This is a genomic window from Qipengyuania sp. ABI-127-1, from assembly GCA_022953095.1.
In the GTDB taxonomy this organism is placed as follows: Bacteria; Pseudomonadota; Alphaproteobacteria; order Sphingomonadales; family Sphingomonadaceae; genus Qipengyuania.
On the sequence record JALJCR010000002.1, the window covers coordinates 60,832 to 83,192 of the forward strand.

Here is a 22,361-nt window from a genome sequence, read left to right on the forward strand (position 1 = left end):
CGGCAGGGCGTTACGGCATCGCGGCTTTGCGCCGCTCGCGCATGCGTTCGCGGTTGCGCCGTGCCGCAGTGCGCGTTTCCATCCAGAAAGATCCCAGGCCGGCCACCAGCAGTCCCATGCAGATTACCCAGACAGCCGACACGAGCGAGCCAAGCGCAGTCTCCACGAATGCGCTGACGAACAACAATACAATCACAATGCTGATGGCGAGCGCGGACGCAGTGCTGAACATCACCGCGCGCTGGGCGTAAATCCGCCGCTGTTCCAAGGCAGGCAATTCCCGGCGCAAGGCCGCGATATCGCCATCTTCGCCTGCTTCGATAATCCGTTCGATCCTGTTGGCAACCCAGATCAAGCGGTTCGTCATCACGTTCATCACCGCGCCGATCCCCGCCAGGAGGAAGGCCGGTGCAAGGCTGAGCTGAACCACTTGCTGTACGCGCAGGGTCGAACTGGTCCGTTCTAGCAGCTCGCTGCCGGGCAGGGCGGTTAAGATATCCAGCAGCACTAATGCTCCCCGCTGTAATTGCCACCGCCGCCCTTATTTGCGTTATAGGGGTTCTTGGGGCTCTTGAGGACGACGCGCACCGGCACTGCCTCGAAGCCGAGCTTCGCGCGGATGCCGTTTACCAGATAACGCTCATAGCTCTTCGGTAGCGAATCGAGGCGCGTACCGAAGACCACGAATCGAGGCGGGCGGGTGCTGGCCTGCGTGATGTAACGCAGCTTTATGCGGCGGCCTCCGGGGGCTGGCGGCGGATTGGCTTCCAGAGCATCATCGAACCACCGGTTGAGCGCGGCAGTGGGCACGCGGCGGCTCCAGGCTTCGCGCAATTCGAAGGCTGCGCCGAGCATCTGGTTGAGCCCCTTGCCGGTTTTCGCGCTGACCGCGAAGAGCGGAACGCCGCGGACCTGCGCAAGCCCTTCGTTTAGCGCGTCCCGGATGCCGTTGAACAGGGCGCTGGCGCCTTCGGCCACGTCCCATTTGTTGATCGCGATCATCAGCGCGCGGCCTTCCTCGAGTACCATGTTGGCGATCTTGAGGTCCTGAGATTCGAGCCCACGTGTCGCATCGAGCAGCAGGACTACGACTTCGGCGAAATCGACTGCCCGGCGCGCGTCGGCAACCGAGAGTTTTTCGAGCTTTTCGACCACCTGCGCTTTCTTGCGCATGCCTGCGGTGTCGATCAGGCGGATTTCCCGCATCTCGCCGCTTTTGGGATCGGGCCATTCCCAGTCGATCGTGATCGAATCGCGGGTGATCCCGGCTTCGGGGCCGGTCAGCAGGCGATCCTCCCCCAGCAGCCGGTTGATGAGTGTCGATTTGCCGGCATTGGGACGACCGACGATGGCCAGCTTGAGCGGGCCAGCCAACAAGGCTTCCTCGTCTTCCTCGTCGATCTGCGCTTCCATCTCGGCGGCTTCCGCCTTGGCACCGATGATCGGCCAGAGATGATCGAACAAATCGGCAATGCCTTCGCCGTGTTCGGCACTGATCGCGGCGGGTTCGCCGAAGCCGAGGGAAAAGCTCTCGTAGATGCCGGCATCGCCCTGGCTGCCTTCGGCTTTGTTGGCGACCAGCACGACGGGCACTTCTTGTTCGCGTAGCCAGCGCGCGATTTCCTCGTCCAGCGGGGTCAGCCCCACGCGCGAATCGAAAACGAAGAGAGCCGCATCCGCCCCCTCGAGGCTGATTTCGGTCTGCTTGCGCATCCGGCCGGGCAGGCTTTCGGGGTCGTCGTCTTCCCAACCGGCCGTGTCGACCACCTGGAATTCGAGCCCGGCGATCGTCGCATCGCCAAATCGGCGGTCGCGTGTCACACCGGGCTGATCGTCGACGAGCGCAAGGCGTTTGCCGACAAGGCGGTTGAACAACGTCGACTTGCCGACATTGGGGCGGCCGATGATGATCACCGTGGGTTTGGCAGAGGAAGGTACCATGATGGCGCGGCAAGTGGCGCTTTGCGCGCCGTATTGCAAGCGGCACCGCCCATCCGGTTAACCCGTGTTAACTGTAAGCGGAAGGGCGGCGATAAGGGGGACCGGCATATTCCTGCCGGTATGAGGAAGAACCTTGCCGCATACGCCCTTCTCGTTCTTGCCGCGCCAGCCGTGGCGGAAGATTTCGACGGTTTCGCACGGAGCGATACCGAACTGGAGGCCTATCTCCAGTGTGTTCCCTATGCACGGGAGGTCTCCGGCATCCAGATTTATGGCGATGCGTACACCTGGTGGGACCAGGCTCAGGGGCGCTATGCGACCGGCACTGCGCCGCGCCCCGGTGCGGTGATGGCTTTCCGCCCGCATCGCAGCATGCAACTGGGCCACGTTGCCGCCGTTAGCCAGGTGCTCGATTCACGCCGGATCCTGCTCGACCATGCGAATTGGTCGCCGATCAACGGTCGTCGTGGCCAGATCGAGAAGGACGTGCTGGCAGTCGATGTCTCGCCCGCGAATGACTGGAGCCAAGTTCGCGTCTGGTATGCGCCGCTCGGCAAGGTCGGAACGACTGCCTGGCCGGTCGAAGGTTTCATCTATTCGGACCGCAGGCCGCAGCAACCGCGCGTACAATACGCGATGGCACCGGCACGCAAACAGACCTCGAAACGCTTCCTCAGCGCTTTCGCCGCCTACGCCGACTAATCAGTCGGCCTTCGAGACGGGCGGTTCCTCGCCCAAATCTTCGAACCATGCCTCGACAGGGCCACTGAGCTTGAGAGTCAGCGGATCGCCTTTTCGATCTACGGTCTTGCCTGCCTGAACCCGCACCCATCCTTCCGAAATCGAATATTCCTCGATATCGGTGCGCTGCCTGCCCTTGAACCGTATGCCGACGCCGCGTTGCAGCACGTCTGCATCGAAGTACTCGCTTCGCGGGTTGACCGAAAGGCGATCGGGCGGGGTCTGGCTTTTGGTTTCTTCGCTCATGGCGCGCGCCCCTAATCTGCGCTGCGGCGCCCGGCAAGAGCAATTGGTCGAGAGCTACGTCCAGCATGCTTGCGCATTGCGTCGCTCTCTACTAGAGGCACGCGCCTACACGCGAAGGTTTGCGCCGTTCGCGCGGCTTCGTTCGGGTTAGCGGGCGTGGCGGAACTGGTAGACGCGCTGGTTTTAGGTACCAGTATCGCAAGATGTGGGGGTTCGAGTCCCTTCGCCCGCACCAGTTTCGCCCGGCGCAAAGCCCCATCGCACATAATCGCTTTTGGAAAGTCACGAGTTTCAACCCATGCAGATCAAAGAGACCGCCAACGAGGGCCTCAAGCGCGCCTACACCGTCACCATTCCGGCCAAGGAAATCGACGAGCGCGTCAACAGCGAAGTGAAGAAGATCGCTCCGCAGGTGAAAATGCCGGGTTTCCGCCCGGGTAAGGTGCCGGCTAACCTCGTGCGCAAGATGCATGGCGAGCAGTTGCACGCGCAGACGGTCAACGACGTGATCCGCGAATCGGTCGACAAGGTGATGGCGGAAAACAAGCTGCGCCCCGCCATGCAGCCCAAGGTCGAGCTCGAAGAAGGCTATGAAGAAGGCAAGGACGCTTCGCTCAGCGTCGAGGTCGAAATCCTCCCCGAGATCGAAGCTCCCGAAACCGATGGCCTCAAGCTCGAGCGCCTGACCGTTCCTGTGACCGACGAGCAGGTCGACGAAGCGGTCCAGCGGATCGCGTCGAATAATAAGAGCTACAAGGATGCCGCGAAGACCAAGAAGGCCGCGGACGGAGATCAGTTGATCATCGATTTCGTCGGCCGCGTCGATGGAACCGAATTCGAAGGCGGCAAGGCCGAGAACACCCCGCTGGTAATCGGTTCGGGCCAGTTCATCCCCGGCTTCGAAGAACAGCTGACGGGTGTGAAGACCGGTGATGAAAAGACCATCACTGTGACCTTCCCGGAAGACTATCCGGCGGAAAACCTGAAGGGCAAGGAAGCCGAGTTCGATGTCACCGTCCAGCAGGTGAAGGTCCCGACCGACACCAAGATCGACGACGAATTCGCAAAGAACCTCGGCCTCGAGAACCTCGGCAAGCTCAAGGAATTGCTGCGCGGCCAGCTCGAGCAGGAAACTGCCGGTCTCACCCGCACGCAGATGAAGCGCCAGCTGCTCGATACGCTGGCCGCCGGTCACGATTTCCCGGTTCCGCAGGGCATGGTCGATGCCGAGTTCGAACAGATCTGGGCGCAGCTCCAGCAGGAAGCCGCACAGTCGGACGACGCCGAAGCCATGCTCAAGGAAATGGAAGACGAGAAGGACGATTACCGCAACATCGCCGAACGTCGTGTCCGCCTTGGTCTGCTGCTCTCGGAAATCGGCCAGAAGAACGGTGTCGAGGTCAATGCCAACGAGATGAACATGCTCATCCAGCAGGCGGCCCAGCAATATCGCGCCGAAGACCGCGAGCGGTTCGTCCAGTACGTCCAGCAGGAGCCGATGGCCGCCGCCCAGTTGCGCGCGCCGCTCTATGAAGACAAGGTCGTCGACTTCCTGTTCGACAAGGCCGATATCACCGACCGCGAAGTGACGCGTGAGGAGCTCGAAGCGGCGATCGAGGCGGAAGAAACCACCGAGGAAAAGCCCAAGAAGAAGGCTCCGGCCAAGAAGGCTGCTGCCAAGAAAGCTCCGGCTAAGAAGGCCGCTTCAAAGAAGACCGACGATAAGCCCGCTGCGAAGAAGGCCCCGGCCAAGAAGGCTCCCGCCAAGAAGGCGGCTGCGAAGAAGGCGGACGATAAGGAACCGGCCAAGAAGGCGGCTGCCAAGAAACCGGCGGCCAAGAAGGCTCCAGCCAAGAAGGCCGCTGCCAAGAAATAAGTACACACGAGCTGCACGTATATGCGAGGGGCGGCGGACTTCGGTTCGCCGCCCCTTGTCTTGTGGATCGCCCTTATTCCGGTTTCGCCGATTTTTCGATTTCGAGGTCGGGACCGTCGGGTGACAGGGATGCCATACTGCTATCTTGCCCGGCATGGATATGCGCGCGGCGATTCTCGACATGCCGGATGAAAGGTCCGGAAAAAACGCCGTGAATCACGATCGACAGCAGAATGGCAAAGCTCACCGTTGCCCATAACAGGTCGATCTGCGCGAAGTCGGCGCTGTTCTGACCATAGGCAAGATAATAGATCGAACCCATGCCGCGTACGCCGAGGAAGGCGACAGCAAGCTTGCCGATCATCGGAAGGTCGCAGTTCATTTCCGCCAGCAATCCAGAGAGCGGCCGGATCACGAAGATCAGAGCGATGCCTACCAATGCGGCTGGCCAGGTCAGCGCTTCGAGCACACCGCTAGCGAGCATCGCGCCGAACCCGAACAGGACGGCCACCAGCACAATCTGTTCGATCTGGTCGATGAAGTGGTGGCTTATCTTGTGATATCGGCTGCGGTTCTCGCGCTGTCTCATCGTAACTGCGCCGACGAAGACCGCAAGGAAACCATAGCCTTCGGTCAGTTCCGCCAGTCCATACGCCAGCAGCAATGTGCCAAGCACGATTAGCCCCTCGCTGGTCGAGTAGATGGGGCGGTCTGAGCCTTCGCTTCCCTTGTCGATATCCTCCATCGACGCGTCGGCCTCGCGCTCGAAGACGTACCACGAACCGACCCGGCCCACGAGCCATCCGACAAGGCAGCCCGCCACGATCCGCCAGCCGAGGTCGAGCGCGGCCCATTCCAGCGTCCAGCCTCCCAGCGCGGTCATTCCCACGGCGGCGATGGCGAGATAGGTGAAAGGGAAGGCCAGCCCATCGTTCAGTCCGGCTTCCACCGTCAGGCTGAAACGAACATCGTGGCGCTGGTCTTCGCCAGGGGGACCAACCTGCACGCTGCGCGCAAGCACCGGATCGGTGGGGGCCAACGCCGCGCCGAGCAGGATGGCGCTGGCCGGGGCCAGGCCCAGTGCCCACCATCCCAGCAAAGCCACTGCCGTTATCGTCAGCGGCATGGCGATGACGAGAAGCGGCCAGATCTGGCGCCAATTGGCCCAGCTCACCGGGCGGTCGATCGCAATACCGGCCGCCATGAGTGATGCGATAACGATGAACTCGGTCGCATATTCGAGTGTGAGGGCATCGAATCCATCCACTGTCGGGTTGAAGTGCGGCAGGCCCAGCGGCAGCGACCAGATGACATATCCGGCGGCGACATAAATGATCGGCAGCGAGAGCCAGAAGCGCGCCAGCCAACGTTCCAGCGCGACGGCCAGGGTCAGGCCCGCGCCGAACACGACGAACATCAAGATGCGCGGATCGAGTTCCATGGGGTGTCAGTCCGCGGGCGCCAAGCCGGGTTGCCAGCGCTTGAAGGAAGGTTGGGGTATCGTGGCGGTCCGCGCCTTCTCATAGGCAGCACCTATCGCAAGGATAGAGGCATCCTGCCAGACGCCGCCCATAAAGCTGATGCCGATGGGCAGACCTTCAACCGCGCCCATCGGCACCGTGAGATGCGGATAGCCTGCGATTGCGGCGAGCGATCCGGCGCCGATGCTGCCATTGAAATTGTCGCCGTTGACGAGGTCGCTTGTCCACGCCGGACCGCGGGTCGGGACGACGAGCACATCGACCTCATGCTCGCGCATCAACCGGTCGATGCCCTCTTCGCCCGCCAGACGTAATGACGTGGCTCTTGCTTCACGGTAGGCGGTCTCGTCGATCGTTTCGAGAGCCTGTTCGAAAAGCGACTGGCCGAACCAGCGCAATTCGCTGTGTGCGTTTTCAACGTTGAAGGCAATCAGATCGGCGAGGTTGCGCGGCATGTTTTCGCCCGGGAGAGAGGCGAGATAGGCTGCCATGCCGGTGCGCAGTTCATACAGAAGGACGGTTGATTGCGCCCCGAACATCTCGCCGGACGCTTCAAATTCGATTTCGACCAGCTCGGCTCCGGCGCGTTCCATGTCGGCCAGTGCCGTTTCGAACACCTCGCGGACGTCTTTGCGATTGCCGATCTGGTTGATGAGCACACCGATGCGGACGCCTTCGAGCGAGGCATCGGCCAGACCCGCAGTGAAATCGGCGACATGCGCGTCCGCCTCCGCCGTTGCGGGATCGGCGGGATCGCTTCCCGCGATCGCGCCCAGCAGCAGGGCGGCATCGAACACGGTGCGCGCCATCGGCCCGGCCGTGTCCTGCGAGTGGCTGATGGGAACGACATGCGTTCTGCTGACCATGCCGACTGTCGGCTTGAACCCCACCACGCCGTTGATACTGGCAGGGCAGGTGATGGAGCCGTTGGTTTCCGTCCCGATCGCGGCCCAGGCGAACCCTGCAGCGACCGCTGCGCCGCTGCCCGAGGACGATCCGCAGGTGTTGCGATCGACAGCGTGCGGATTGCGGGTTAACCCGCCCACCGCGCTCCATCCGCTGGTCGAATTGCCGTCCCGTATATTCGCCCATTCGGAAAGGTTGGTTTTGCCCATCACGACCCCGCCGGCCCGGCGAAGATTGGCGATCAGCGGTGCGTCGCGCCGGGTCCAGTTATCGGCCAGGGCGAGGCTGCCCGCAGTGGTTGGCAGCTCGCGCGTTTCGATATTGTCCTTCACGAGCACCGTGTGGCCTTTCAACGCCGTGCGTCGGCTGCGTGCGTTTCGAATCTGCGCCGTGATATCGGGAGCGAGCGCGATGACGGCATTCAGGCCATCGGGGCCATCGTCGTAGCGCGCGATCCGGTAAGCCTGCCCGGCCGCAGCGCCTTCCGCAGCGGTGGTTGCGGGTTCCAGGCCCTCGGGTAGTTCCATCTTCGGAATTTCGATCGTTACGACGGGACGCGGCGTATCCTGGGCTGCCAGGGGCGTTGCCAGGGAACAGAGCGAAGCGGCCAGGAGCAGTATCGTGCGCATGAGCAGGGTTCTGCCACCCCGCCACCCGAAAGCAAGGGCGGGAGCTAGAAATCCCCGCTGATCGTTAGCCGAAAGATCGGCCCGATGCGGCGATCCTGATACTCTCTGAACAATATGGCGCCGTCCGGACGCGGCCCGTCATAGACCGTTCGGCGGAAGAAGTTGCGAGCGCCCAGCAAGTTGTTGGCGCGCGCTTGAACCGTGAGCCCGAGCACGTCCTTGTGTTCGATAAACAGCGAGCCCCAAACCGGTCCTTCCCAATCGCGACCTTCTTCGAAACGGCGCGAATAGGGTGCTTGATCGTAATGCTCGAGGTTGACGCCCCAAGCCCAGTCGGTCGACGGAATGTCGTGGCGGAAGTCGATCTCGAAGCTGCCCTCCTGATCGTTCGAAAATGGCCGATCAAGTCCGGTGAAGGGGTCGGTCACGCTCATCCAGCGCTTGACCGCTTCGATGTCGAGCCGCGCGCCTTTGAAGCCGATCGGGTCGAAATTGATCGTCGCATTGCCTTGCAGATGCAGGCGGTCGGCATTGCCTATATTACCGCGCGCCTCCCCGCCGCCAGGCAGCGGAAACCAGTCGATGAAGTCTTCGAACCAAGCCTGGCGCGCCTGCAATTGGATCGATCCCCATGGGCCAAGCGTCTTGTTTGCCTCTATTTCGACGTTCCAGCTCTGATAGGGGACGAGCTCGTTATTGCCGCCATTTTGATTTTCGTTGTTGAGGTTCACGCTGGCGAGAAAATCGCCGAAGGACAATTGGCTCACCCGGCGAGCCACCGTCACCGAGACATCAAAATCGTCGGCAGGCTTCCAGGTAGCGGCAAAAGATCCCTTGGGCCGCTTGAAGCTGCGCGAATTGGCAGCGGCGCCGGTTTGCTCGATTTTGGAAAACTCCATCGCGCCGATCAGTTGGACCGAAAGCGTTTCGGACAAAGTGCGTGACAGGCTCAGACTGGTTTCGTAGCGATCCTCGGTAACTCCGCCAGTGCCCTGCGGGAAGGCGAGTTGGACGAATTCTCCGCCGGGAGACAGTTCGAACAGTTTCGAGGCCCGATCGAGCCGGTTGAAGGCCGCTTCACCGGATAATTGCCAATCGGCATTCCACAGCTTCCAGCCATATTCGAAGCGACCGATTCGTTCTCCAGCGCCATTCACCTGCTCGAAATGAAAGCCGGTGGAAGGGCGAGCGTCCGAAAAGCTGTCGACCACCGTGGACTGGAAATTGTCGCGTTCATAGCGTTCCAGCCCGATGAGTTTGAGCGTACCCGGGCCGACCGGGAACTGGATATCGGCGCCGATTTCATATTCCGGGCCATCTTCCTCACGGCGGGCATCGCGTGTGCGGACCGGTCCGCTGACCGGCGTTGCGATCTCGCTTTCGCGTCTTTTAAAGTAGTCCTCGCGGTAGCTGAGATTGAGGTTCGCCACCACACCGCTTCCGAAATCATAGGCGAAGATCGTGGCCAGCTTAGGGTTGTCGAACTTGCCCGAAAACTTGGTGTCCTGTCTTTCGATCAGGTCCCCGGTACCATCCGAGATGATAATCGGCCCGTCGGCGCCGAAGCGATCATTGTCGTTCGTCAGCGATACGGTGTAGTCGAGCGCGCCGCTGCTGCCGGTCAGCGATATCTCCCCGCCATACAATTGTGCTTCGGTGTTGTGTGGGCGAAAGCCGGTGGCCCAGCGGAACTGTCCGGACGCGCCGCTATTGGTGTAGACCACGTTCGCGACCTGCCCGGTAAGGCCGGGAATGCCCGTCGCATTACCATCGACGATTTCGATCCGAAGCACGTCGGAAGCCGGAATGCGCCGTAACTGGTCGCGTACGCTTTCCGACTTGCTCGACAAGCGGTCGCCGTTGACGATGACATTCTGCGTCGCTTGGCCGAGCCCCCTCTGGCCCTGATTGTTGCCACCACTAATGGTGAAGCCGGGAATGCGTTCAACCATGTCGAGCGCATTGCGCGGGGCGAATTGAACGAAATAGTCGGGGTCGAAAGCCTGCGCGCCGGGCGTAGGGGCCGGTGCCACGGGTGCTGCCACATCGAGCGCATCGGTATCCTGCGCATGCGCTGCAGCGTTGATAGACATGGCAAGCGTCAACGTCGCCGTCGAGCATAGAAGCAGGCGTAAAGTCATGAAATAGCAGTCGTCCCTCGTTTCCCTCCTGCCGTGTTTACACCTGTAGGCGCCCACACCAATTCCGCCTCGACCGATGACATTTGTCATCCGACAAACGGATTCACCTGCTGGATCGGTTGCCCGAACACCGCCGAACAGTTTGCCGAGGCCACTCGATCAGCGCCGTGCGCTACATATCCGCCGCTTTCATGGGTAAAGCCTCTTGAACATCTTGCGGGGCATGGCGACATAGGCGGCCAATTGATCCGATAAGAGGACTATTCATGATCGACCTGTTCGGCAGCGACGCCCACGGCGCCCAGGGCCAGTTCACCACCGACCCAGCCACCGGCGCGCTCGTGCCCGTCGTCGTGGAACAGACCAGCCGTGGCGAGCGCAGCTTCGACATCTTCAGCCGCCTGTTGCGCGAACGCATCGTGTTCGTCACGGGCCAGGTCGAGGACAGCATGGCCTCGCTTATCACCGCGCAGCTATTGTTCCTGGAAAGCGAAAATCCGTCCAAGCCGATCAGCATGTATATCAACTCGCCCGGCGGCGTGGTGACGGCGGGCATGGCGATCCACGACACAATGCAATACATCAAGCCAAGGGTTTCGACCGTGTGCATGGGGCAGGCCGCCAGCATGGGCAGCTTCCTCCTCGCAGCGGGAGAACCCGGTATGCGGATCGCGCTGCCCAACGCCCGTATCATGGTTCATCAGCCTTCGGGCGGCGCGCGCGGCATGGCGTCGGATATCGAGATCCAGGCCCGGGAAATCCTGCGCATCAAAAAGCGGATGAACGATCTCTATGTCAAATATACCGGGCAGAGCCTGGATGAGATCGAGAAGGCGATGGACCGAGACACCTTTCTCGAGGCGGACGAGGCCATGAAGTTCGGCATCGTCGACAAGGTTTTCGAAACCCGCCCCGAAAACGAGGGTGCCAGCGCCGACGGTTCGGGTGGCGCGCCCGAGTAATCCGCGCCCTGTATGCGCGCATGACATCTGTTCCCGTACGGGACTGTTGCAAGAATGTCGTAGGAATTGAGCAACCTTGCCGCTTCAGCTTGCGGCAAGGGGTGCGCGCTACCTAGGATATTGACCCATGACCTGCGTACCCTACAGTCGGGATTCTTCCGACGGGCACGCGGGGAAGACGTTTAGGATATGACCAAGTTGAGCGGTACCGACAGCAAATCGACCCTATATTGCAGCTTTTGCGGCAAGTCGCAGCACGAGGTGAGGAAGCTCATCGCGGGTCCGACCGTGTTCATTTGCGATGAATGCGTCGAACTGTGCAATGATATCATCCGCGAGGAAACCAAGGCGGGACTGGTCGGCAAAAAGGATGGGGACGTCCCCTCACCTGCCGAAATCTGTGCCACGCTGGCGGATTACGTAATCGGGCAGGACCGCGCCAAGCGCGTTCTTTCCGTCGCGGTGCACAACCACTACAAACGCCTGAAGCATGGCGCGAAGGCTGGCGATGTCGAACTTGCGAAGTCGAACATCCTGCTGGTCGGCCCGACCGGCTCGGGCAAGACGCTTCTGGCACAAACGCTGGCGCGTACCTTCGATGTTCCCTTCACCATGGCCGATGCCACCACGCTGACCGAAGCCGGTTACGTGGGCGAGGATGTCGAAAACATCATCCTCAAGCTGCTTCAGGCCAGCGACTATAATGTCGAGAAGGCGCAGCACGGCATCGTCTATATCGATGAGATCGACAAGATTACGCGCAAGGCGGAAAACCCCTCGATCACGCGTGACGTGTCGGGTGAGGGCGTGCAGCAGGCGCTGCTCAAGCTGATGGAAGGCACTACGGCTTCCGTGCCGCCGCAGGGCGGGCGCAAGCATCCGCAGCAGGAATTCCTTCAGGTCGACACCACGAACATCCTGTTTATCTGCGGCGGCGCTTTTGCCGGTCTCGACAAGATCATTGCCGACCGTCTGCAGAAGCGTTCGATCGGTTTTGGCGCTCATGTTGCCGATCCGGACAAGCGCCGCATTGGCGAATTGCTGGAAAAGAGCGAGCCGGAAGACCTGCTCAAATTCGGTCTGATCCCCGAATTCGTCGGCCGTCTGCCAGTCATCGCCACTCTGCACGATCTCGATGTCGATGCGCTGGTGACGATTCTGCAGGAGCCGAAGAACGCCATCGTCAAACAGTATCACAAGCTGTTCGAGCTCGAGGATGTCGAGCTTACCTTCACCGACGAGGCATTGCGCGCCATCGCCGAGCGGGCGATCAAGCGCAAGACCGGCGCTCGCGGCCTGCGTTCGATCGTCGAGGCGATCCTGCTCGATACCATGTTCGATCTGCCCGACATGGATGGCGTGTCCGAAATCGTAATCGACAAGGATGTCGTCGAGGGCAAGAAGGAGCCCATTCAGGTGCATGGCGGCAAGAAGGAACAGGACAAGGAAGAAGCGGCCTGATCGCCAAGTCGAATTCGCTGTGAAATAGGGGTGGCGCGCTGCGGGAAGATGTTCCTGTGGCGCGCTTTTCCTTATAGGGTCGGGGCATGAAAACCATCGGCCTGATTGGCGGAATGAGCTGGGAAAGCTCGCTTCACTACTATCGCCTTATCAATCAAGGGGTGCGGGCCGCTCGCGGCGGCATCGCATCCGCACCGCTGCTGCTTCACAGCTTCGATTTCGCAGAGATCGCGGCCATGCAGGCGGCTGGAGAATGGGGCGCGCTGGCAGATCGGTTGGCCGCAGCGGCGCAGGGTCTGCACGCGGCGGGGGCCGAAGCGATCCTCATTTGCACCAACACCATGCACAAGGTGGCCCAGGCAGTGGACGACGCATCGCCTGCGGCGCTGATTCATATCGCCGATCCGCTGGCCGATGCGGTCATTTCGGCCGGACATTCGAGCGTCGGCTTGCTGGGTACGCGCTTCACGATGAACGAGCCATTTTATCACGAGCGTCTTCAGGCGCGCGGCCTCCAGACGGTCTCGCCGCCGGTGGAGGAGCGTGACGAGCTCAACCGGATCATTTTCGAAGAACTGTGCGCAGGGCGGGTCAACGATTCCTCGCGCGCGACCTATATCGATAGCATTTCGCGCATGGCAGCGAACGGAGCGGACTGTGTCGCCTTGGCCTGTACGGAGATCATGCTGCTTGTTGAACCGGATGACAGCGTGCTGCCCTCCTTCGATACGACTGCGCTTCACGCCGCTGCGGCGGTCGATTTCGTGTTGTCGTAAGAGCCCCGCCCAAATCCGCTACCAGCCGACCCGACACAGGGCGGATGCCGTGCCGCAGCAGGCGGGACACATCAGCAGCACGCCTTTTCCGGATGCGTTCGCTCGATCTGGATGGTCGCGTGGCCGATCCGGTGGTGATGGTCCAGATCGCGCTGGATTTCGCGCAGCACGTCATCGCCCGGATGGCCGCCGGGCATGACCAGATGCGCGGTCAGCGCCGTTTCGGTCGTGCTCATCGGCCAGATATGGAGGCTGTGGACTGCCTCGACTCCGGGCCGTGTCGATAGGTAGGCGCGCACTCCCGCTTCCGAAATGCCCTTGGGGACTGCGAGCAGGCTCATCGCCACGCTATCCTTCAGCAGGCCCCAGGTGCCCCAGGCGATGACCAGCACGATCACCAGGCTCACGACCGGATCGATCCAGCGTTCGCCGGTCCAGATGATGGCGAGGCCGGCGATGACGACCCCCAGACTGACCAGGGCATCGGCTGCCATATGCAGGAAGGCGCCGCGAATATTGATATCGTGCTGCCCGCGCATGAACAGCGCGGCCGTGCCGGCATTGATGAGGATGCCGATCCCGGCGACGATGGCCATGGTGTCGCCCTGGACCGGGGCAGGCTCTGCAATACGGTGCAGGGTTTCGAACAGGATTGCGCCTATCGCCACTAGTAGCAGGCCTGCATTGGCCAGCGCGGCAAGGATGGTTGAGCTCTTAAACCCGTAGGTGAAGCGTTCCGAAGGTGGGCGCTTGGCCGCAATACTCGCCGTCCAGGCGAGCACCAAGGCAAGCACGTCCGACAGATTGTGTCCGGCATCGGCGATCAGCGCCATCGAGCCGGAAATCCAGCCATAAACCGCCTCGACGATGACGAAGCCGGTATTGAGTATGATGCCGATCAGGAAGGCGTTGCCGAAATCGGCCGGGGCATGGGCATGCCCGTGCCCATGATCGTGATCGTGCGAATGGCTGTGACCCGAACCCATGGGATTTACCGATATACACAGGAATCGAGCCCGTCACGGGCTACCGAGCCAATTCGCGCGGCGATCGTATTGCCGTGCCGGGCGAGCCAGCCGCGCGGGTTCGTCACTGACCGCTCCTTGGGCAGAGGAAGCGCGGCGGCCATGCGCGCAGCTTCAATCGGTGTGAGCGAGGCGGCCGACTTGCGGAAATAGCGGCGGGCACCTGCCTCCACGCCGTAAGTGCCGATGCCGGTTTCCGCGACGTTGAGATACACCTCCATGATCCGCCGTTTGCCCCAGATCTGTTCGATCAGCACGGTGAACCAGGCTTCGAACCCTTTGCGGACATAGCCGCCGTCCTGCCACAGAAAGACGTTCTTTGCCGTCTGCTGGCTTATGGTCGAGCCGCCGCGGATACGTCCGCCCCGGGCGTTGTTCTCGATAGCTTTCTCGATCGCCTCGCGGTCGAAACCGTCGTGGCTGCAGAACTTCCCATCCTCTGCCGCGATCACGGCGCGTACCATGTTGCGGTCGATGTTCGACAGCGACGTCCAGTCCTTGGTTATCCCGTTGCCATCCATCAGCATGGTCGCCGTGACGGGCACGGGCGCGAACCGGAACAGCAGAACGAGCAGCAGGCTCAGGCCGATGAAGCCGATCACGGCCTTGAACAGGAAACGGACCAGCCAACGCATAGTGCGCCTCTAACCTTGCAAATGTCGCCGCGCAATCTGCCAGCTTGCCCTATGCCGCGCCACATGCTTACCCTGCGCCACGACCAAGGGTAGCCGCGAGGGAGAATTCATGCGCAAGGCACTTATCGGATTGGCCGTATCGGCCATGGCATTGTCACTGGGCGCAACGCCCGCTTCGGCAGATCCGGCCGCTGTGAAGCAGGCAGTGGCGGCGGATTACGATCGTCATCTCGAAGATCTGTTCCTACATTTTCATGCAAACCCGGAACTGTCCTTTCTGGAAACCGAGACCGCCAAGCGGATGGCGGCGGAACTCCGCGATGCAGGGCTGGAAGTGACCGAAGGCGTAGGCGGCACTGGCGTGGTGGGCATGGCACGCAATGGCGATGGGCCGTTGATCCTGCTGCGCGCGGATATGGACGGGTTGCCGATGCCGGAAAAGACCGGCCTCGATTATGCCTCCACGGCGATGCAGACCGGCCTGGACGGTAAGGAATATCCGGTCATGCATGCCTGCGGTCACGACGTTCACATCACCTCGATGGTCGGCACCGCGCGGCGTCTGATGGAGATGAAGGATGATTGGTCGGGGACGCTGATGTTCGTGGTGCAGCCGGCCGAAGAACGCGTCGGCGGTGCGGCGGCCATGCTGGAAGACGGCCTGTACGACCGGTTCGGCACGCCCGATTACGCGCTGGCTTTCCACGTCGCGTCGATCTTGCCGACAGGGAGGATTTCGGCCTCGGAAGGGATCCAGTATTCCAGCGCGGATTCGGTCGACATCGTCGTGCCGGGAGTCGGCGCGCATGGGGCAAGCCCGCATATGGGCCGCGACCCGGTCTATATCGCCTCGCAGATCGTCACGGCGATGCAATCGATCGTCAGCCGGGAAATCGAGCCGCTTTCGCCTGCGGTGATTACCGTGGGCGCATTCCATTCGGGCACCAAGCACAACATCATATCGGACCGGGCCGAATTGCAGCTGACGGTCCGCGCCAATGACGAGGATACGCGCGCGCAATTGCTCGCGGCGATCGAGCGTGTCGCCGTCAATATCGGCAAGGCCCATGGCCTGCCCGACGAGCTTCCCGTTCAGGTGACCGTTTCGGAGGGCACGCCGGTGACGAATAACGACCCGAAGCTTGCGCGTCGGCTGAATTCGGTAATGCAGCGCGATCTTGGAGAGGATGTGCTGATTCCATGGCAGCAACGCGGCATGGGGGCAGAGGATTTCGCTTATTTCGTGGCCGAGGAATATGGCGTGCCCGGCTATTACTTCGCGGTTGGCGGAACGCCGCAAGCAGCCTTCGATGCGGCGGAGGCGGGCGGCCCGCCTGTGCCCTCGCATCATTCGCCGCTGTTCAAGGTCGCCCCGCGGGAAAGCGTGACGCTGGGGACCGAAGCGATGGTCGCAGCGGTGCTCGATCTCGCCCCAGCGGAGTGAGTGGCGGATCAAACGAAAAGGTCGCCGATCCCGTCTGGGTATCGGCGACCTTTTCGCATTTGCGCTATGCGCGACTGATCAGGCGACGCCCGGCAACAGTCTTTCGCCGGCAATAGCCTTCATCGCCTTCTGAAGTTTCTCGAACGCGCGCACCTCGATCTGGCGGATGCGTTCGCGGCTGACATTATAGACCTGGCTCAGCTCTTCCAGCGTTTGTGGGTTTTCCGTCAGGCGGCGTTCGGTGAGGATGTGCTTTTCACGCTCGTTGAGGCTGTCCATCGCCTCGACGAGCATGTCGTGACGCACGTCCGATTCCTGCGCGTCGGCGACCAGTTCGTCCTGCAGCGGACCATCGTCCTTGAGCCAGTCCATCCATTCGCCCGAGCCTTCTTCGCCATTGCGCATCGGCACGTTCAAGGAACCATCGCCGCCCATCAGCATGCGGCGGTTCATGTTGATCACTTCCTGCTCGGGCACGCCGAGGTCCGTCGCGATCTTTTTTACGTCGTCGGGGTGAAGATCGGTGTCCTCGTAAGCGTCGAGGTTTTTCTTCATCCGGCGCAGGTTGAAGAACAGCTTCTTCTGCGCGGCGGTAGTCCCCATCTTCACGAGGCTCCACGAACGCAGGATGTATTCCTGAATGCTCGCCTTGATCCACCACATGGCATAGGTCGCCAGGCGGAAACCGCGATCGGCTTCGAACTTCTTGACGCCCTGCATCAGGCCGACATTCCCTTCGGAAATGAGGTCGGACACCGGCAGGCCGTAGCCGCGATAGCCCATGGCGATTTTCGCCACCAGTCGCAGATGCGAGGTAACGAGCTGCGCCGCAGCTTCGGGATCGTCATGTTCCTCGTAACGCTTGGCGAGCATATATTCCTGCTCTTGCGTCAGCACGGGGAACTTTTTGATTTCGGAAAGATAGCGGTTGAGGCTCTGCTCACCGCCGAGCGCCGGGACGCTCAAAGTTTTGGTGTTACTCACTTGTACCCTGACCTTTCTAGCGTCGACCTCTTTCGTCGGACCCCTGCTGGGCATCCGACTCTCGGGCCACTGCGGTTACGTATAGCGGATGCGTGCGAAATTGCACATGGCTTTCGTCGATTTCAACGAGCGGTTTGGTCGATGAGTTCCCGCATATCGGCAGGCAATTCAGCGCGGAAATCCAAGGTTTCAGCGCTGATAGGATGTCTGAATCCGAGCCGCGCGGCGTGGAGCGCCTGACGGTCGAAACCAAGCTCGTCGAGAAGCGACCTGAGGGCCTTGGGCGTGCGTCCATATACTGGGTCCCCCAATAGCGCATGACCTATTGACGCACAGTGAACGCGGACCTGGTGCGTGCGCCCGGTTTCGAGCCGACATTCGATAAGCGCGGCATGGTCCAGGCGGCGGATGGTTTCGTAATGCGTCACCGCGTGTTTTCCGCGCGTCGCGTGATCCGGCAGTACCGCCATCTTCTTGCGGTCGCGATCCGATCGTCCGATCCGGCCAGCGATCGTGCCCGATGATGGATTGGGGTGTCCGGCGCAGACGGCCAGATATCGGCGGGCGATGGAATGATCGGCGAACTGCCTGGCCAGCCCTTCATGTGCGGCATCGGACTTGGCCACCACGAGCAGACCCGACGTATCCTTGTCGATCCGGTGCACGATACCGGGTCGGGCTACGCCGTTAATGCCCGACAGTTGCCCTTTGCAATGATGCAGCAGCGCATTGACCAGCGTACCATCCCGATTGCCGACTGCAGGATGAACGACCATGCCAGCGGGTTTGTTCACCACAATCAGATGTTCGTCTTCGAACACGACATCCAGCGGGATGTCCTGTGGCTGCGCGGCCAGCGGTTCGGGTGGGGGCAGGGCGATGGTAAAGGCGGTTCCCGCTTCGGCCTTTGCCGACCCGCTCTTCGCAGGCTTTCCGCCGATTTCGACCGCGCCATCGGCAATCAGCCCTTTCACCCGCTCGCGCGACAATCCGCTTGCCGCAGCCAGTGCCTTGTCGAGACGGCCGGTGTCGACGAGCGTTCCGGTGATGATTTCCCCTTCGGCCATGCTAGGGCCATGGGCGATGCCAATCGAAGTCTCAAGCAAAGTCATCGAAACGCTTCTTGGCGAAGCAGCGCGCGCATATCCGCGCGAATGCTGTGGGCTCCTGTTCGGCAAGGGTGACGAGATTATCTCTGCCCAGCCTACCGCAAACGTACATCCCGAACCGTCCAGGCATTTCGAGATCGACCCTCGGGCGCTCCTCGACGCACACCGCGCTGCGCGCGGCGGCGGCCGACAAGTGGTTGGCTATTATCATTCGCATCCCAATGGCGCTGCCGAACCATCCGCCACCGATCGGGCCATGGCAGCGCCCGACGAGGCGGTCTGGGCGATAATCGCGGCGGGGCGAATCACGCTATGGCGTTCGGGGGATGCGGGGTTCGAAGCGCTTCCCTATGTGGTCGCCCCTCGCTAAGACGCTTACCAATTATTCATCTACCGGAACCCCAATGGACGACCGCCAATCGATCGATCTTGCCGCGATGCTGTGCTCGCGCCTGTGCCATGACATGCTCAGCCCGGTCGGGGCTCTTTCGAACGGGCTCGAACTGCTCGCGATGGAAACCGATCCCGAAATGCGCGCCAATGTCATGCAATTGCTGGAACAGAGCGCGCTGATCAGCACCAACAAGCTCAAATTTTTCCGTCTCGCATTCGGGGCGGCTGGCGGCTTCGGCGAGCGCGTGGAAGTGGCAGAGCCACAGGCCCTGATCGAGGCGCTCATTGCGGATAAGGGCAATATCACAATCAACTGGGCACTGGCGGAGCCAACCCTTGGGAAACCGGCGGTCAAGGTGCTGCTAAATTTCGCCCAGATCGCAATCGACGCGCTGGTTCGGGGCGGAACGCTCGATATCGGCGCCGAAGTCAGGGATGGCGCCTGCGAGATCGTGGTTCGCGCAGGTGGACCCAAGATCGCTTTCGATGAAACGATCGGCAAGGCGCTCGATGGCTCACTCGACCGGTGTGAATTGACCAGCCGCACGGCCGCCGCGCATATGATCAACCTGCTGGCGAGCGAGAGCGGCGGCGGGCTGCAATATCACAAAGGCGCCGATATGCTCGTGCTCGGTGCGGTCCTGCCGCAGGGCGCGGGGCTGATCGGTTGACCGGCTCTTCGGGCGAGATGGACGAACTCGTCCACCAGGAACGGCTCTCCCCCAATTTTGACGAGCGCAATGCGCCGGTGGAGATCGTCGTCCTTCACTACACCGAAATGCTCGGTCCCGATGTGGCGATCGAGCGGATGTGCGACCCGCAGACCAAGGTTTCCGCGCATTACCTGATCGCCGAGGACGGCACGGTGACGAGGCTGGTGCCCGAAGAGAAGCGCGCCTGGCATGCCGGCGTGTCCTATTGGCGCGGTCACAAGGACATCAATTCGGTAAGCATCGGGATCGAGCTCGACCATCCGGGCCACCTGCATGGCTATCGCGATTTCAGCGAGCCGCAGTTCGAAGCGCTGGTGCCGCTGCTATTCTCGATTATGAAGCGGCACGACATTCCCCGCGCCAATGTGCTCGGCCATTCCGACGTTGCACCGCAGCGCAAGATCGACCCCGGCGAACTCTTTCCGTGGGAGCGGCTCGCCGAATACGGCCTTTGCCTTCCCACCCCGAAGATCGAGCTGGGCGATCCCTTCGACAATGATGGCGCTTTCTACCTTGCGCTGGAACGCTTCGGCTACGACGTCACCGACGGGCATAAGGCGGTCGAGGCTTTTCAACGTCGCTGGCGTCCGCGCAAGATCGATGGGGAAATCGATGGTGAAGTCCGTGCGATCCTATTCCAGCTCCTGATCGAGCGCGATCGGGGGAAGGCCCGCTAAGTCAGATCCCCAGAAGCGGGGGCTGGCGTTCGGGGCTGCGCACGGAACGCGCCTCATGGCCAAATGAATGCGTTAAATCATTACCGAATCGCTCGGTCTTCTTCGTCTCCTTTTTGAAGAAATTGCCGGTATTGCGTTGCTTTGGAACCGGGAATTGCTCACCTTCGCGCGATACCATAGATGAAGGCCATGGATCGTCACGATATCCATTCCGTATTCGACTCGCTTACCGAGAAGCAGGATGAAGCCCTGCGGCTGGCCTGCCAGCATCTGACCTCGAAGCAAATCGCGCAGAAGCTGAATGTCGCTCCGGTGACGATCGACAAGCGTATCGATGCGGTCCGGGTCAAGCTCGGCCACATGCCCCGCGCCGATGTTCTGCGACACTATCGAGCGTGGGCGGAAGGGTATGATCGAACCATAGATGACCCGACCATACTGGCCCGCCCCGGGCAGGATGATGCACGTCGCCTGCGGCAGCCACGCGAAAGTTCCTACGTCTTCGAGGACTCTTTCGCTTTCGATACGAGAGCGTCTTGGGACCGGAATTCGCCATGGCTGCCGCCGAGGATAAAACCTTCGGACCTGGGAGTGGGCAGCCGGCTGTTGCTCATACTCGCGGGGGCAGTTGCGATCATGATCGTGGCCGTCCTTTCCATGGCCTTCGCCCATGCGCTGGGAACCATGTTCTAGGTCCGCAACCACTCCTCGGCTGGTCTGCCAGAGGAGAATGCCGATGTCGCTTGATCTGCCTACCGCTACCGCCCGCATCGCCCGGGAATTGACGGAATCCGAAACCGCCATCGCCGATGCGTTGGCAAAGACGACGGCTCTCCTGCACAGTGCCGCCCTTGCTGGTCGCGATCTCGGTGGCGCCCCGGAGCTGGAAAGCCAGCGCGCCCTTCTGCGGCTCGAGAAAATCGTCCGCGGTCTGATCGATGTACGCGGTGAGACCGGCCGGGTGCACGGACAGTTGCGCGACATAGCGGTCGAAACGGGGGCCGGCGAAGAGCCGAGCTGTCCCGACAACGGCTTCACCTCGGCCGAGCAGTTGACCACCGTCGCAGCCTGACTTGTCTAAGCGAAGGCGAGGCTCCAAGGGCATGTGCCATGACCCGGTTTCTGATCCAGGTAGCACTTACCCTAGCGGTCCTCGCCTTCGCCTGGAGCAAGGGCGGAAAGCCGGAACGCTATGTCGCAACAATCTATTTCGCACTGGTCTTCTCGGGGATCGCGCGCTGGCTGGTCCTCGGTCATTGGAGCGAAGAAGGCTATACCTCGGTGCAGACCTTCCGTTTCGTGGTCGATGCCGCAGCCCTGTTCGCGGTCACGGCTGTCGCGCTTTCCTATGACCGGTGGTGGCCCCTATGGGTAAGCTCGGCACAATTCATCGCAGTCGTTTCGCACCTGCTGCGCGCGGCAAGCATGCCTCTCGAGCCGATCGTCTATGCGATAATGGAACGGTGGCCGGTCTGGCTGGCGTTGATCATTACCGGTCTCGGCACCCTGGCGCATTATCGCCGGTCGCGGATCGATCGCACCATCTGACCGGTTTGCTCGCGCCGCTCAGCGCGGATCCCCGGGAGCTTGCGGAACGCCTGCTGAAACGGTTCGGATCGCTCAGCGCCCTGACCTACGCCAGCGAAGCGGACCTGCGTCAGTGTGCTTCCCACGGCGAACATTGGGTCGAGGCGTTTCTTACCATCCGGCAATTGCTGCATGACGGCTCGCGAGAACAGATGGTTCAGACGCCTCTGGGCGAGGATCGCAGCGCGCTCGACCGCTATCTCGTGGACACTATGGGCGGATTGCGCCGTGAACGAATGATAGCGATCATGGCCGATGGCGCCGGTTTCGTGATCTCGGAAGAAATCGTGGCGGATGGGGCGGAGGGCGAGATTCGAGTGTCTCCGCGCATCTTGTTCGGCCGGGCTCTCGCGCTCGATGCGCGGAGTATGCTCATCGCTCACAATCATCCCTCGGGGTGTGCCGAGCCCAGCGAGACCGACATTCGCCAGACCAGGCAACTCGTGTCGCAAGCCGATAGGCTGGGTGTCTGCGTGTACGACCATCTCGTGATCGGCAGGCGCACAGTTGTCAGCATGCGTGAGAGGGGGCTTCTGTGATGCCGACCGTTATGGCGGTTTTACGCGGGTTGGAGGAGCGACTCTTTTCGTTCGCCGATTGGAAAAGAGCGCTGCACGCAATTTCGCAGGGTCGC

Annotated in this window: 24 protein-coding genes and 1 tRNA gene; 14 read left to right on the forward strand and 11 right to left on the reverse strand. The window is 61.5% G+C overall.

The genetic code is table 11. The features are described from left to right. Positions 1 to 10: 10 nt before the first annotated feature. Together MUY37_RS09765 and der are read right to left on the reverse strand one after the other, a co-directional pair. Positions 11 to 508 (reverse strand): DUF2721 domain-containing protein, encoded by a 498-nt coding sequence (locus MUY37_RS09765; protein WP_499195196.1) that lies wholly within the window; start codon positions 506 to 508, stop codon positions 11 to 13. Beyond that, on the reverse strand, positions 508 to 1,941 hold the full coding sequence (der, locus tag MUY37_RS09770; RefSeq protein WP_499195197.1) for a ribosome biogenesis GTPase Der: 1,434 nt from the start codon (positions 1,939 to 1,941) through the stop codon (positions 508 to 510). The genes MUY37_RS09765 and der overlap by 1 nt, the downstream gene beginning before the upstream one ends. A 120-nt stretch (positions 1,942 to 2,061) precedes the next feature. Between der and MUY37_RS09775 the strand changes: the two genes are divergently transcribed. Next, a complete protein-coding gene (locus MUY37_RS09775) occupies positions 2,062 to 2,643 on the forward strand; it encodes a CHAP domain-containing protein (protein ID WP_499195198.1) in 582 nt (193 codons plus the stop codon). On the opposite strand, the gene MUY37_RS09780 is transcribed toward MUY37_RS09775, so the two are convergent. Next, entirely contained in the window at positions 2,644 to 2,928 is a 285-nt protein-coding gene (locus MUY37_RS09780) for a DUF3297 family protein (protein WP_499195199.1), read from the reverse strand. Positions 2,929 to 3,078: 150 nt separating this feature from the next. Between MUY37_RS09780 and MUY37_RS09785 the strand changes: the two genes are divergently transcribed. Further along, positions 3,079 to 3,163: transfer RNA gene (locus MUY37_RS09785), tRNA-Leu, on the forward strand. Positions 3,164 to 3,226: 63 nt separating this feature from the next. After that, positions 3,227 to 4,804, forward strand: a complete 1,578-nt coding sequence (gene tig / locus MUY37_RS09790) for a trigger factor (RefSeq protein ID WP_499195200.1) — start codon at positions 3,227 to 3,229, stop codon at positions 4,802 to 4,804. 73 nt (positions 4,805 to 4,877) lie between these two features. Here tig and MUY37_RS09795 read toward each other — a convergent pair whose 3' ends face one another. From MUY37_RS09795 to MUY37_RS09805, 3 genes are read right to left on the reverse strand one after another with little or no spacing between them, the layout of a single operon-like run. Further along, positions 4,878 to 6,245, reverse strand: coding sequence for a cation:proton antiporter (locus MUY37_RS09795; protein ID WP_499195201.1), 1,368 nt, complete (start codon positions 6,243 to 6,245; stop codon positions 4,878 to 4,880). 6 nt (positions 6,246 to 6,251) lie between these two features. Continuing rightward, the gene (locus MUY37_RS09800; protein WP_499195202.1) at positions 6,252 to 7,820 is read right to left on the reverse strand and encodes an amidase; all 1,569 of its coding nucleotides are present in this window, start codon (positions 7,818 to 7,820) and stop codon (positions 6,252 to 6,254) included. 44 nt (positions 7,821 to 7,864) lie between these two features. Further along, entirely contained in the window at positions 7,865 to 9,961 is a 2,097-nt protein-coding gene (locus MUY37_RS09805) for a TonB-dependent receptor plug domain-containing protein (protein ID WP_499195203.1), read from the reverse strand. Positions 9,962 to 10,227: 266 nt separating this feature from the next. Here MUY37_RS09805 and MUY37_RS09810 point away from each other — a divergent pair, with 266 nt between their 5' ends. The 3 genes from MUY37_RS09810 (at position 10,228) to MUY37_RS09820 (ending at position 13,160) form a co-directional block, all read left to right on the forward strand. Continuing rightward, positions 10,228 to 10,923, forward strand: a complete 696-nt coding sequence (locus tag MUY37_RS09810) for an ATP-dependent Clp protease proteolytic subunit (protein WP_499195204.1) — start codon at positions 10,228 to 10,230, stop codon at positions 10,921 to 10,923. Between the two features lie 189 nt (positions 10,924 to 11,112). Continuing rightward, positions 11,113 to 12,384, forward strand: a complete 1,272-nt coding sequence (clpX, locus tag MUY37_RS09815) for an ATP-dependent Clp protease ATP-binding subunit ClpX (protein WP_499195205.1) — start codon at positions 11,113 to 11,115, stop codon at positions 12,382 to 12,384. 86 nt (positions 12,385 to 12,470) lie between these two features. Next, on the forward strand, positions 12,471 to 13,160 hold the full coding sequence (locus MUY37_RS09820; RefSeq protein WP_499195206.1) for an aspartate/glutamate racemase family protein: 690 nt from the start codon (positions 12,471 to 12,473) through the stop codon (positions 13,158 to 13,160). A gap of 71 nt (positions 13,161 to 13,231) precedes the next feature. On the opposite strand, the gene MUY37_RS09825 is transcribed toward MUY37_RS09820, so the two are convergent. After that, positions 13,232 to 14,146 carry a cation diffusion facilitator family transporter gene (locus tag MUY37_RS09825; RefSeq protein ID WP_499195207.1) on the reverse strand — a complete coding sequence of 305 codons (915 nt, stop codon included), beginning with the start codon at positions 14,144 to 14,146 and terminating at the stop codon, positions 13,232 to 13,234. A gap of 5 nt (positions 14,147 to 14,151) precedes the next feature. Next, on the reverse strand, positions 14,152 to 14,820 hold the full coding sequence (mtgA, locus tag MUY37_RS09830; RefSeq protein ID WP_499195208.1) for a monofunctional biosynthetic peptidoglycan transglycosylase: 669 nt from the start codon (positions 14,818 to 14,820) through the stop codon (positions 14,152 to 14,154). 109 nt (positions 14,821 to 14,929) lie between these two features. Here mtgA and MUY37_RS09835 point away from each other — a divergent pair, with 109 nt between their 5' ends. Next, on the forward strand, positions 14,930 to 16,264 hold the full coding sequence (locus MUY37_RS09835; protein ID WP_499195209.1) for a M20 metallopeptidase family protein: 1,335 nt from the start codon (positions 14,930 to 14,932) through the stop codon (positions 16,262 to 16,264). A gap of 78 nt (positions 16,265 to 16,342) precedes the next feature. Here the strand turns inward: MUY37_RS09835 and rpoH are convergent, their stop codons facing one another. Then, positions 16,343 to 17,248 carry an RNA polymerase sigma factor RpoH gene (gene rpoH / locus MUY37_RS09840; protein WP_417322502.1) on the reverse strand — a complete coding sequence of 302 codons (906 nt, stop codon included), beginning with the start codon at positions 17,246 to 17,248 and terminating at the stop codon, positions 16,343 to 16,345. A gap of 122 nt (positions 17,249 to 17,370) precedes the next feature. After that, positions 17,371 to 18,315, reverse strand: a complete 945-nt coding sequence (locus MUY37_RS09845; protein ID WP_499195704.1) for an RluA family pseudouridine synthase — start codon at positions 18,313 to 18,315, stop codon at positions 17,371 to 17,373. Positions 18,316 to 18,331: 16 nt separating this feature from the next. On the opposite strand from MUY37_RS09845, the gene MUY37_RS09850 reads away from it, so the two are divergent. Genes MUY37_RS09850 through MUY37_RS09860 form a run of 3 tightly spaced genes read left to right on the forward strand, consistent with a single transcriptional unit; the run spans position 18,332 to position 20,140 of the window. Then, positions 18,332 to 18,727, forward strand: coding sequence for a M67 family metallopeptidase (locus MUY37_RS09850; protein ID WP_499195210.1), 396 nt, complete (start codon positions 18,332 to 18,334; stop codon positions 18,725 to 18,727). 34 nt (positions 18,728 to 18,761) lie between these two features. Then, positions 18,762 to 19,421, forward strand: coding sequence for a histidine phosphotransferase family protein (locus tag MUY37_RS09855; RefSeq protein WP_499195211.1), 660 nt, complete (start codon positions 18,762 to 18,764; stop codon positions 19,419 to 19,421). A 17-nt stretch (positions 19,422 to 19,438) separates the two neighbouring features. After that, entirely contained in the window at positions 19,439 to 20,140 is a 702-nt protein-coding gene (locus MUY37_RS09860; protein ID WP_499195705.1) for an N-acetylmuramoyl-L-alanine amidase, read from the forward strand. Position 20,141: 1 nt separating this feature from the next. Here MUY37_RS09860 and MUY37_RS09865 read toward each other — a convergent pair whose 3' ends face one another. Then, positions 20,142 to 20,318 (reverse strand): hypothetical protein, encoded by a 177-nt coding sequence (locus MUY37_RS09865; protein ID WP_499195212.1) that lies wholly within the window; start codon positions 20,316 to 20,318, stop codon positions 20,142 to 20,144. A gap of 11 nt (positions 20,319 to 20,329) precedes the next feature. Between MUY37_RS09865 and MUY37_RS09870 the strand changes: the two genes are divergently transcribed. From MUY37_RS09870 to MUY37_RS09885, 4 genes are read left to right on the forward strand one after another with little or no spacing between them, the layout of a single operon-like run. Continuing rightward, on the forward strand, positions 20,330 to 20,833 hold the full coding sequence (locus MUY37_RS09870) for a LuxR C-terminal-related transcriptional regulator (RefSeq protein ID WP_499195213.1): 504 nt from the start codon (positions 20,330 to 20,332) through the stop codon (positions 20,831 to 20,833). A 43-nt stretch (positions 20,834 to 20,876) separates the two neighbouring features. Further along, positions 20,877 to 21,212, forward strand: coding sequence for a hypothetical protein (locus tag MUY37_RS09875; protein WP_499195214.1), 336 nt, complete (start codon positions 20,877 to 20,879; stop codon positions 21,210 to 21,212). 38 nt (positions 21,213 to 21,250) lie between these two features. After that, positions 21,251 to 21,688 (forward strand): hypothetical protein, encoded by a 438-nt coding sequence (locus MUY37_RS09880; protein WP_499195215.1) that lies wholly within the window; start codon positions 21,251 to 21,253, stop codon positions 21,686 to 21,688. 5 nt (positions 21,689 to 21,693) lie between these two features. Next, on the forward strand, positions 21,694 to 22,266 hold the full coding sequence (locus tag MUY37_RS09885; protein WP_499195216.1) for a JAB domain-containing protein: 573 nt from the start codon (positions 21,694 to 21,696) through the stop codon (positions 22,264 to 22,266). Positions 22,267 to 22,361 lie beyond the last annotated feature (95 nt).

Coding starts and splice junctions, on each gene's coding strand:
- MUY37_RS09775 (WP_499195198.1), top strand. CDS start 2,062: ATGAGGAAGAACCTTGCCGCATACGCCCTTCTCGTTCTTGCCGCGCCA.
- MUY37_RS09880 (WP_499195215.1), top strand. CDS start 21,251: ATGACCCGGTTTCTGATCCAGGTAGCACTTACCCTAGCGGTCCTCGCC.
- MUY37_RS09865 (WP_499195212.1), bottom strand. CDS start 20,318: ATGGTATCGCGCGAAGGTGAGCAATTCCCGGTTCCAAAGCAACGCAAT.
- MUY37_RS09875 (WP_499195214.1), top strand. CDS start 20,877: ATGTCGCTTGATCTGCCTACCGCTACCGCCCGCATCGCCCGGGAATTG.
- MUY37_RS09780 (WP_499195199.1), bottom strand. CDS start 2,928: ATGAGCGAAGAAACCAAAAGCCAGACCCCGCCCGATCGCCTTTCGGTC.
- MUY37_RS09810 (WP_499195204.1), top strand. CDS start 10,228: ATGATCGACCTGTTCGGCAGCGACGCCCACGGCGCCCAGGGCCAGTTC.
- MUY37_RS09850 (WP_499195210.1), top strand. CDS start 18,332: ATGCCAATCGAAGTCTCAAGCAAAGTCATCGAAACGCTTCTTGGCGAA.
- MUY37_RS09800 (WP_499195202.1), bottom strand. CDS start 7,820: ATGCGCACGATACTGCTCCTGGCCGCTTCGCTCTGTTCCCTGGCAACG.
- MUY37_RS09855 (WP_499195211.1), top strand. CDS start 18,762: ATGGACGACCGCCAATCGATCGATCTTGCCGCGATGCTGTGCTCGCGC.
- mtgA (WP_499195208.1), bottom strand. CDS start 14,820: ATGCGTTGGCTGGTCCGTTTCCTGTTCAAGGCCGTGATCGGCTTCATC.
- MUY37_RS09825 (WP_499195207.1), bottom strand. CDS start 14,146: ATGGGTTCGGGTCACAGCCATTCGCACGATCACGATCATGGGCACGGG.
- MUY37_RS09805 (WP_499195203.1), bottom strand. CDS start 9,961: ATGACTTTACGCCTGCTTCTATGCTCGACGGCGACGTTGACGCTTGCC.
- MUY37_RS09860 (WP_499195705.1), top strand. CDS start 19,439: ATGGACGAACTCGTCCACCAGGAACGGCTCTCCCCCAATTTTGACGAG.
- MUY37_RS09820 (WP_499195206.1), top strand. CDS start 12,471: ATGAAAACCATCGGCCTGATTGGCGGAATGAGCTGGGAAAGCTCGCTT.
- der (WP_499195197.1), bottom strand. CDS start 1,941: ATGGTACCTTCCTCTGCCAAACCCACGGTGATCATCATCGGCCGCCCC.
- clpX (WP_499195205.1), top strand. CDS start 11,113: ATGACCAAGTTGAGCGGTACCGACAGCAAATCGACCCTATATTGCAGC.
- MUY37_RS09870 (WP_499195213.1), top strand. CDS start 20,330: ATGGATCGTCACGATATCCATTCCGTATTCGACTCGCTTACCGAGAAG.
- MUY37_RS09835 (WP_499195209.1), top strand. CDS start 14,930: ATGCGCAAGGCACTTATCGGATTGGCCGTATCGGCCATGGCATTGTCA.
- MUY37_RS09795 (WP_499195201.1), bottom strand. CDS start 6,245: ATGGAACTCGATCCGCGCATCTTGATGTTCGTCGTGTTCGGCGCGGGC.
- tig (WP_499195200.1), top strand. CDS start 3,227: ATGCAGATCAAAGAGACCGCCAACGAGGGCCTCAAGCGCGCCTACACC.
- MUY37_RS09845 (WP_499195704.1), bottom strand. CDS start 18,315: ATGGCCGAAGGGGAAATCATCACCGGAACGCTCGTCGACACCGGCCGT.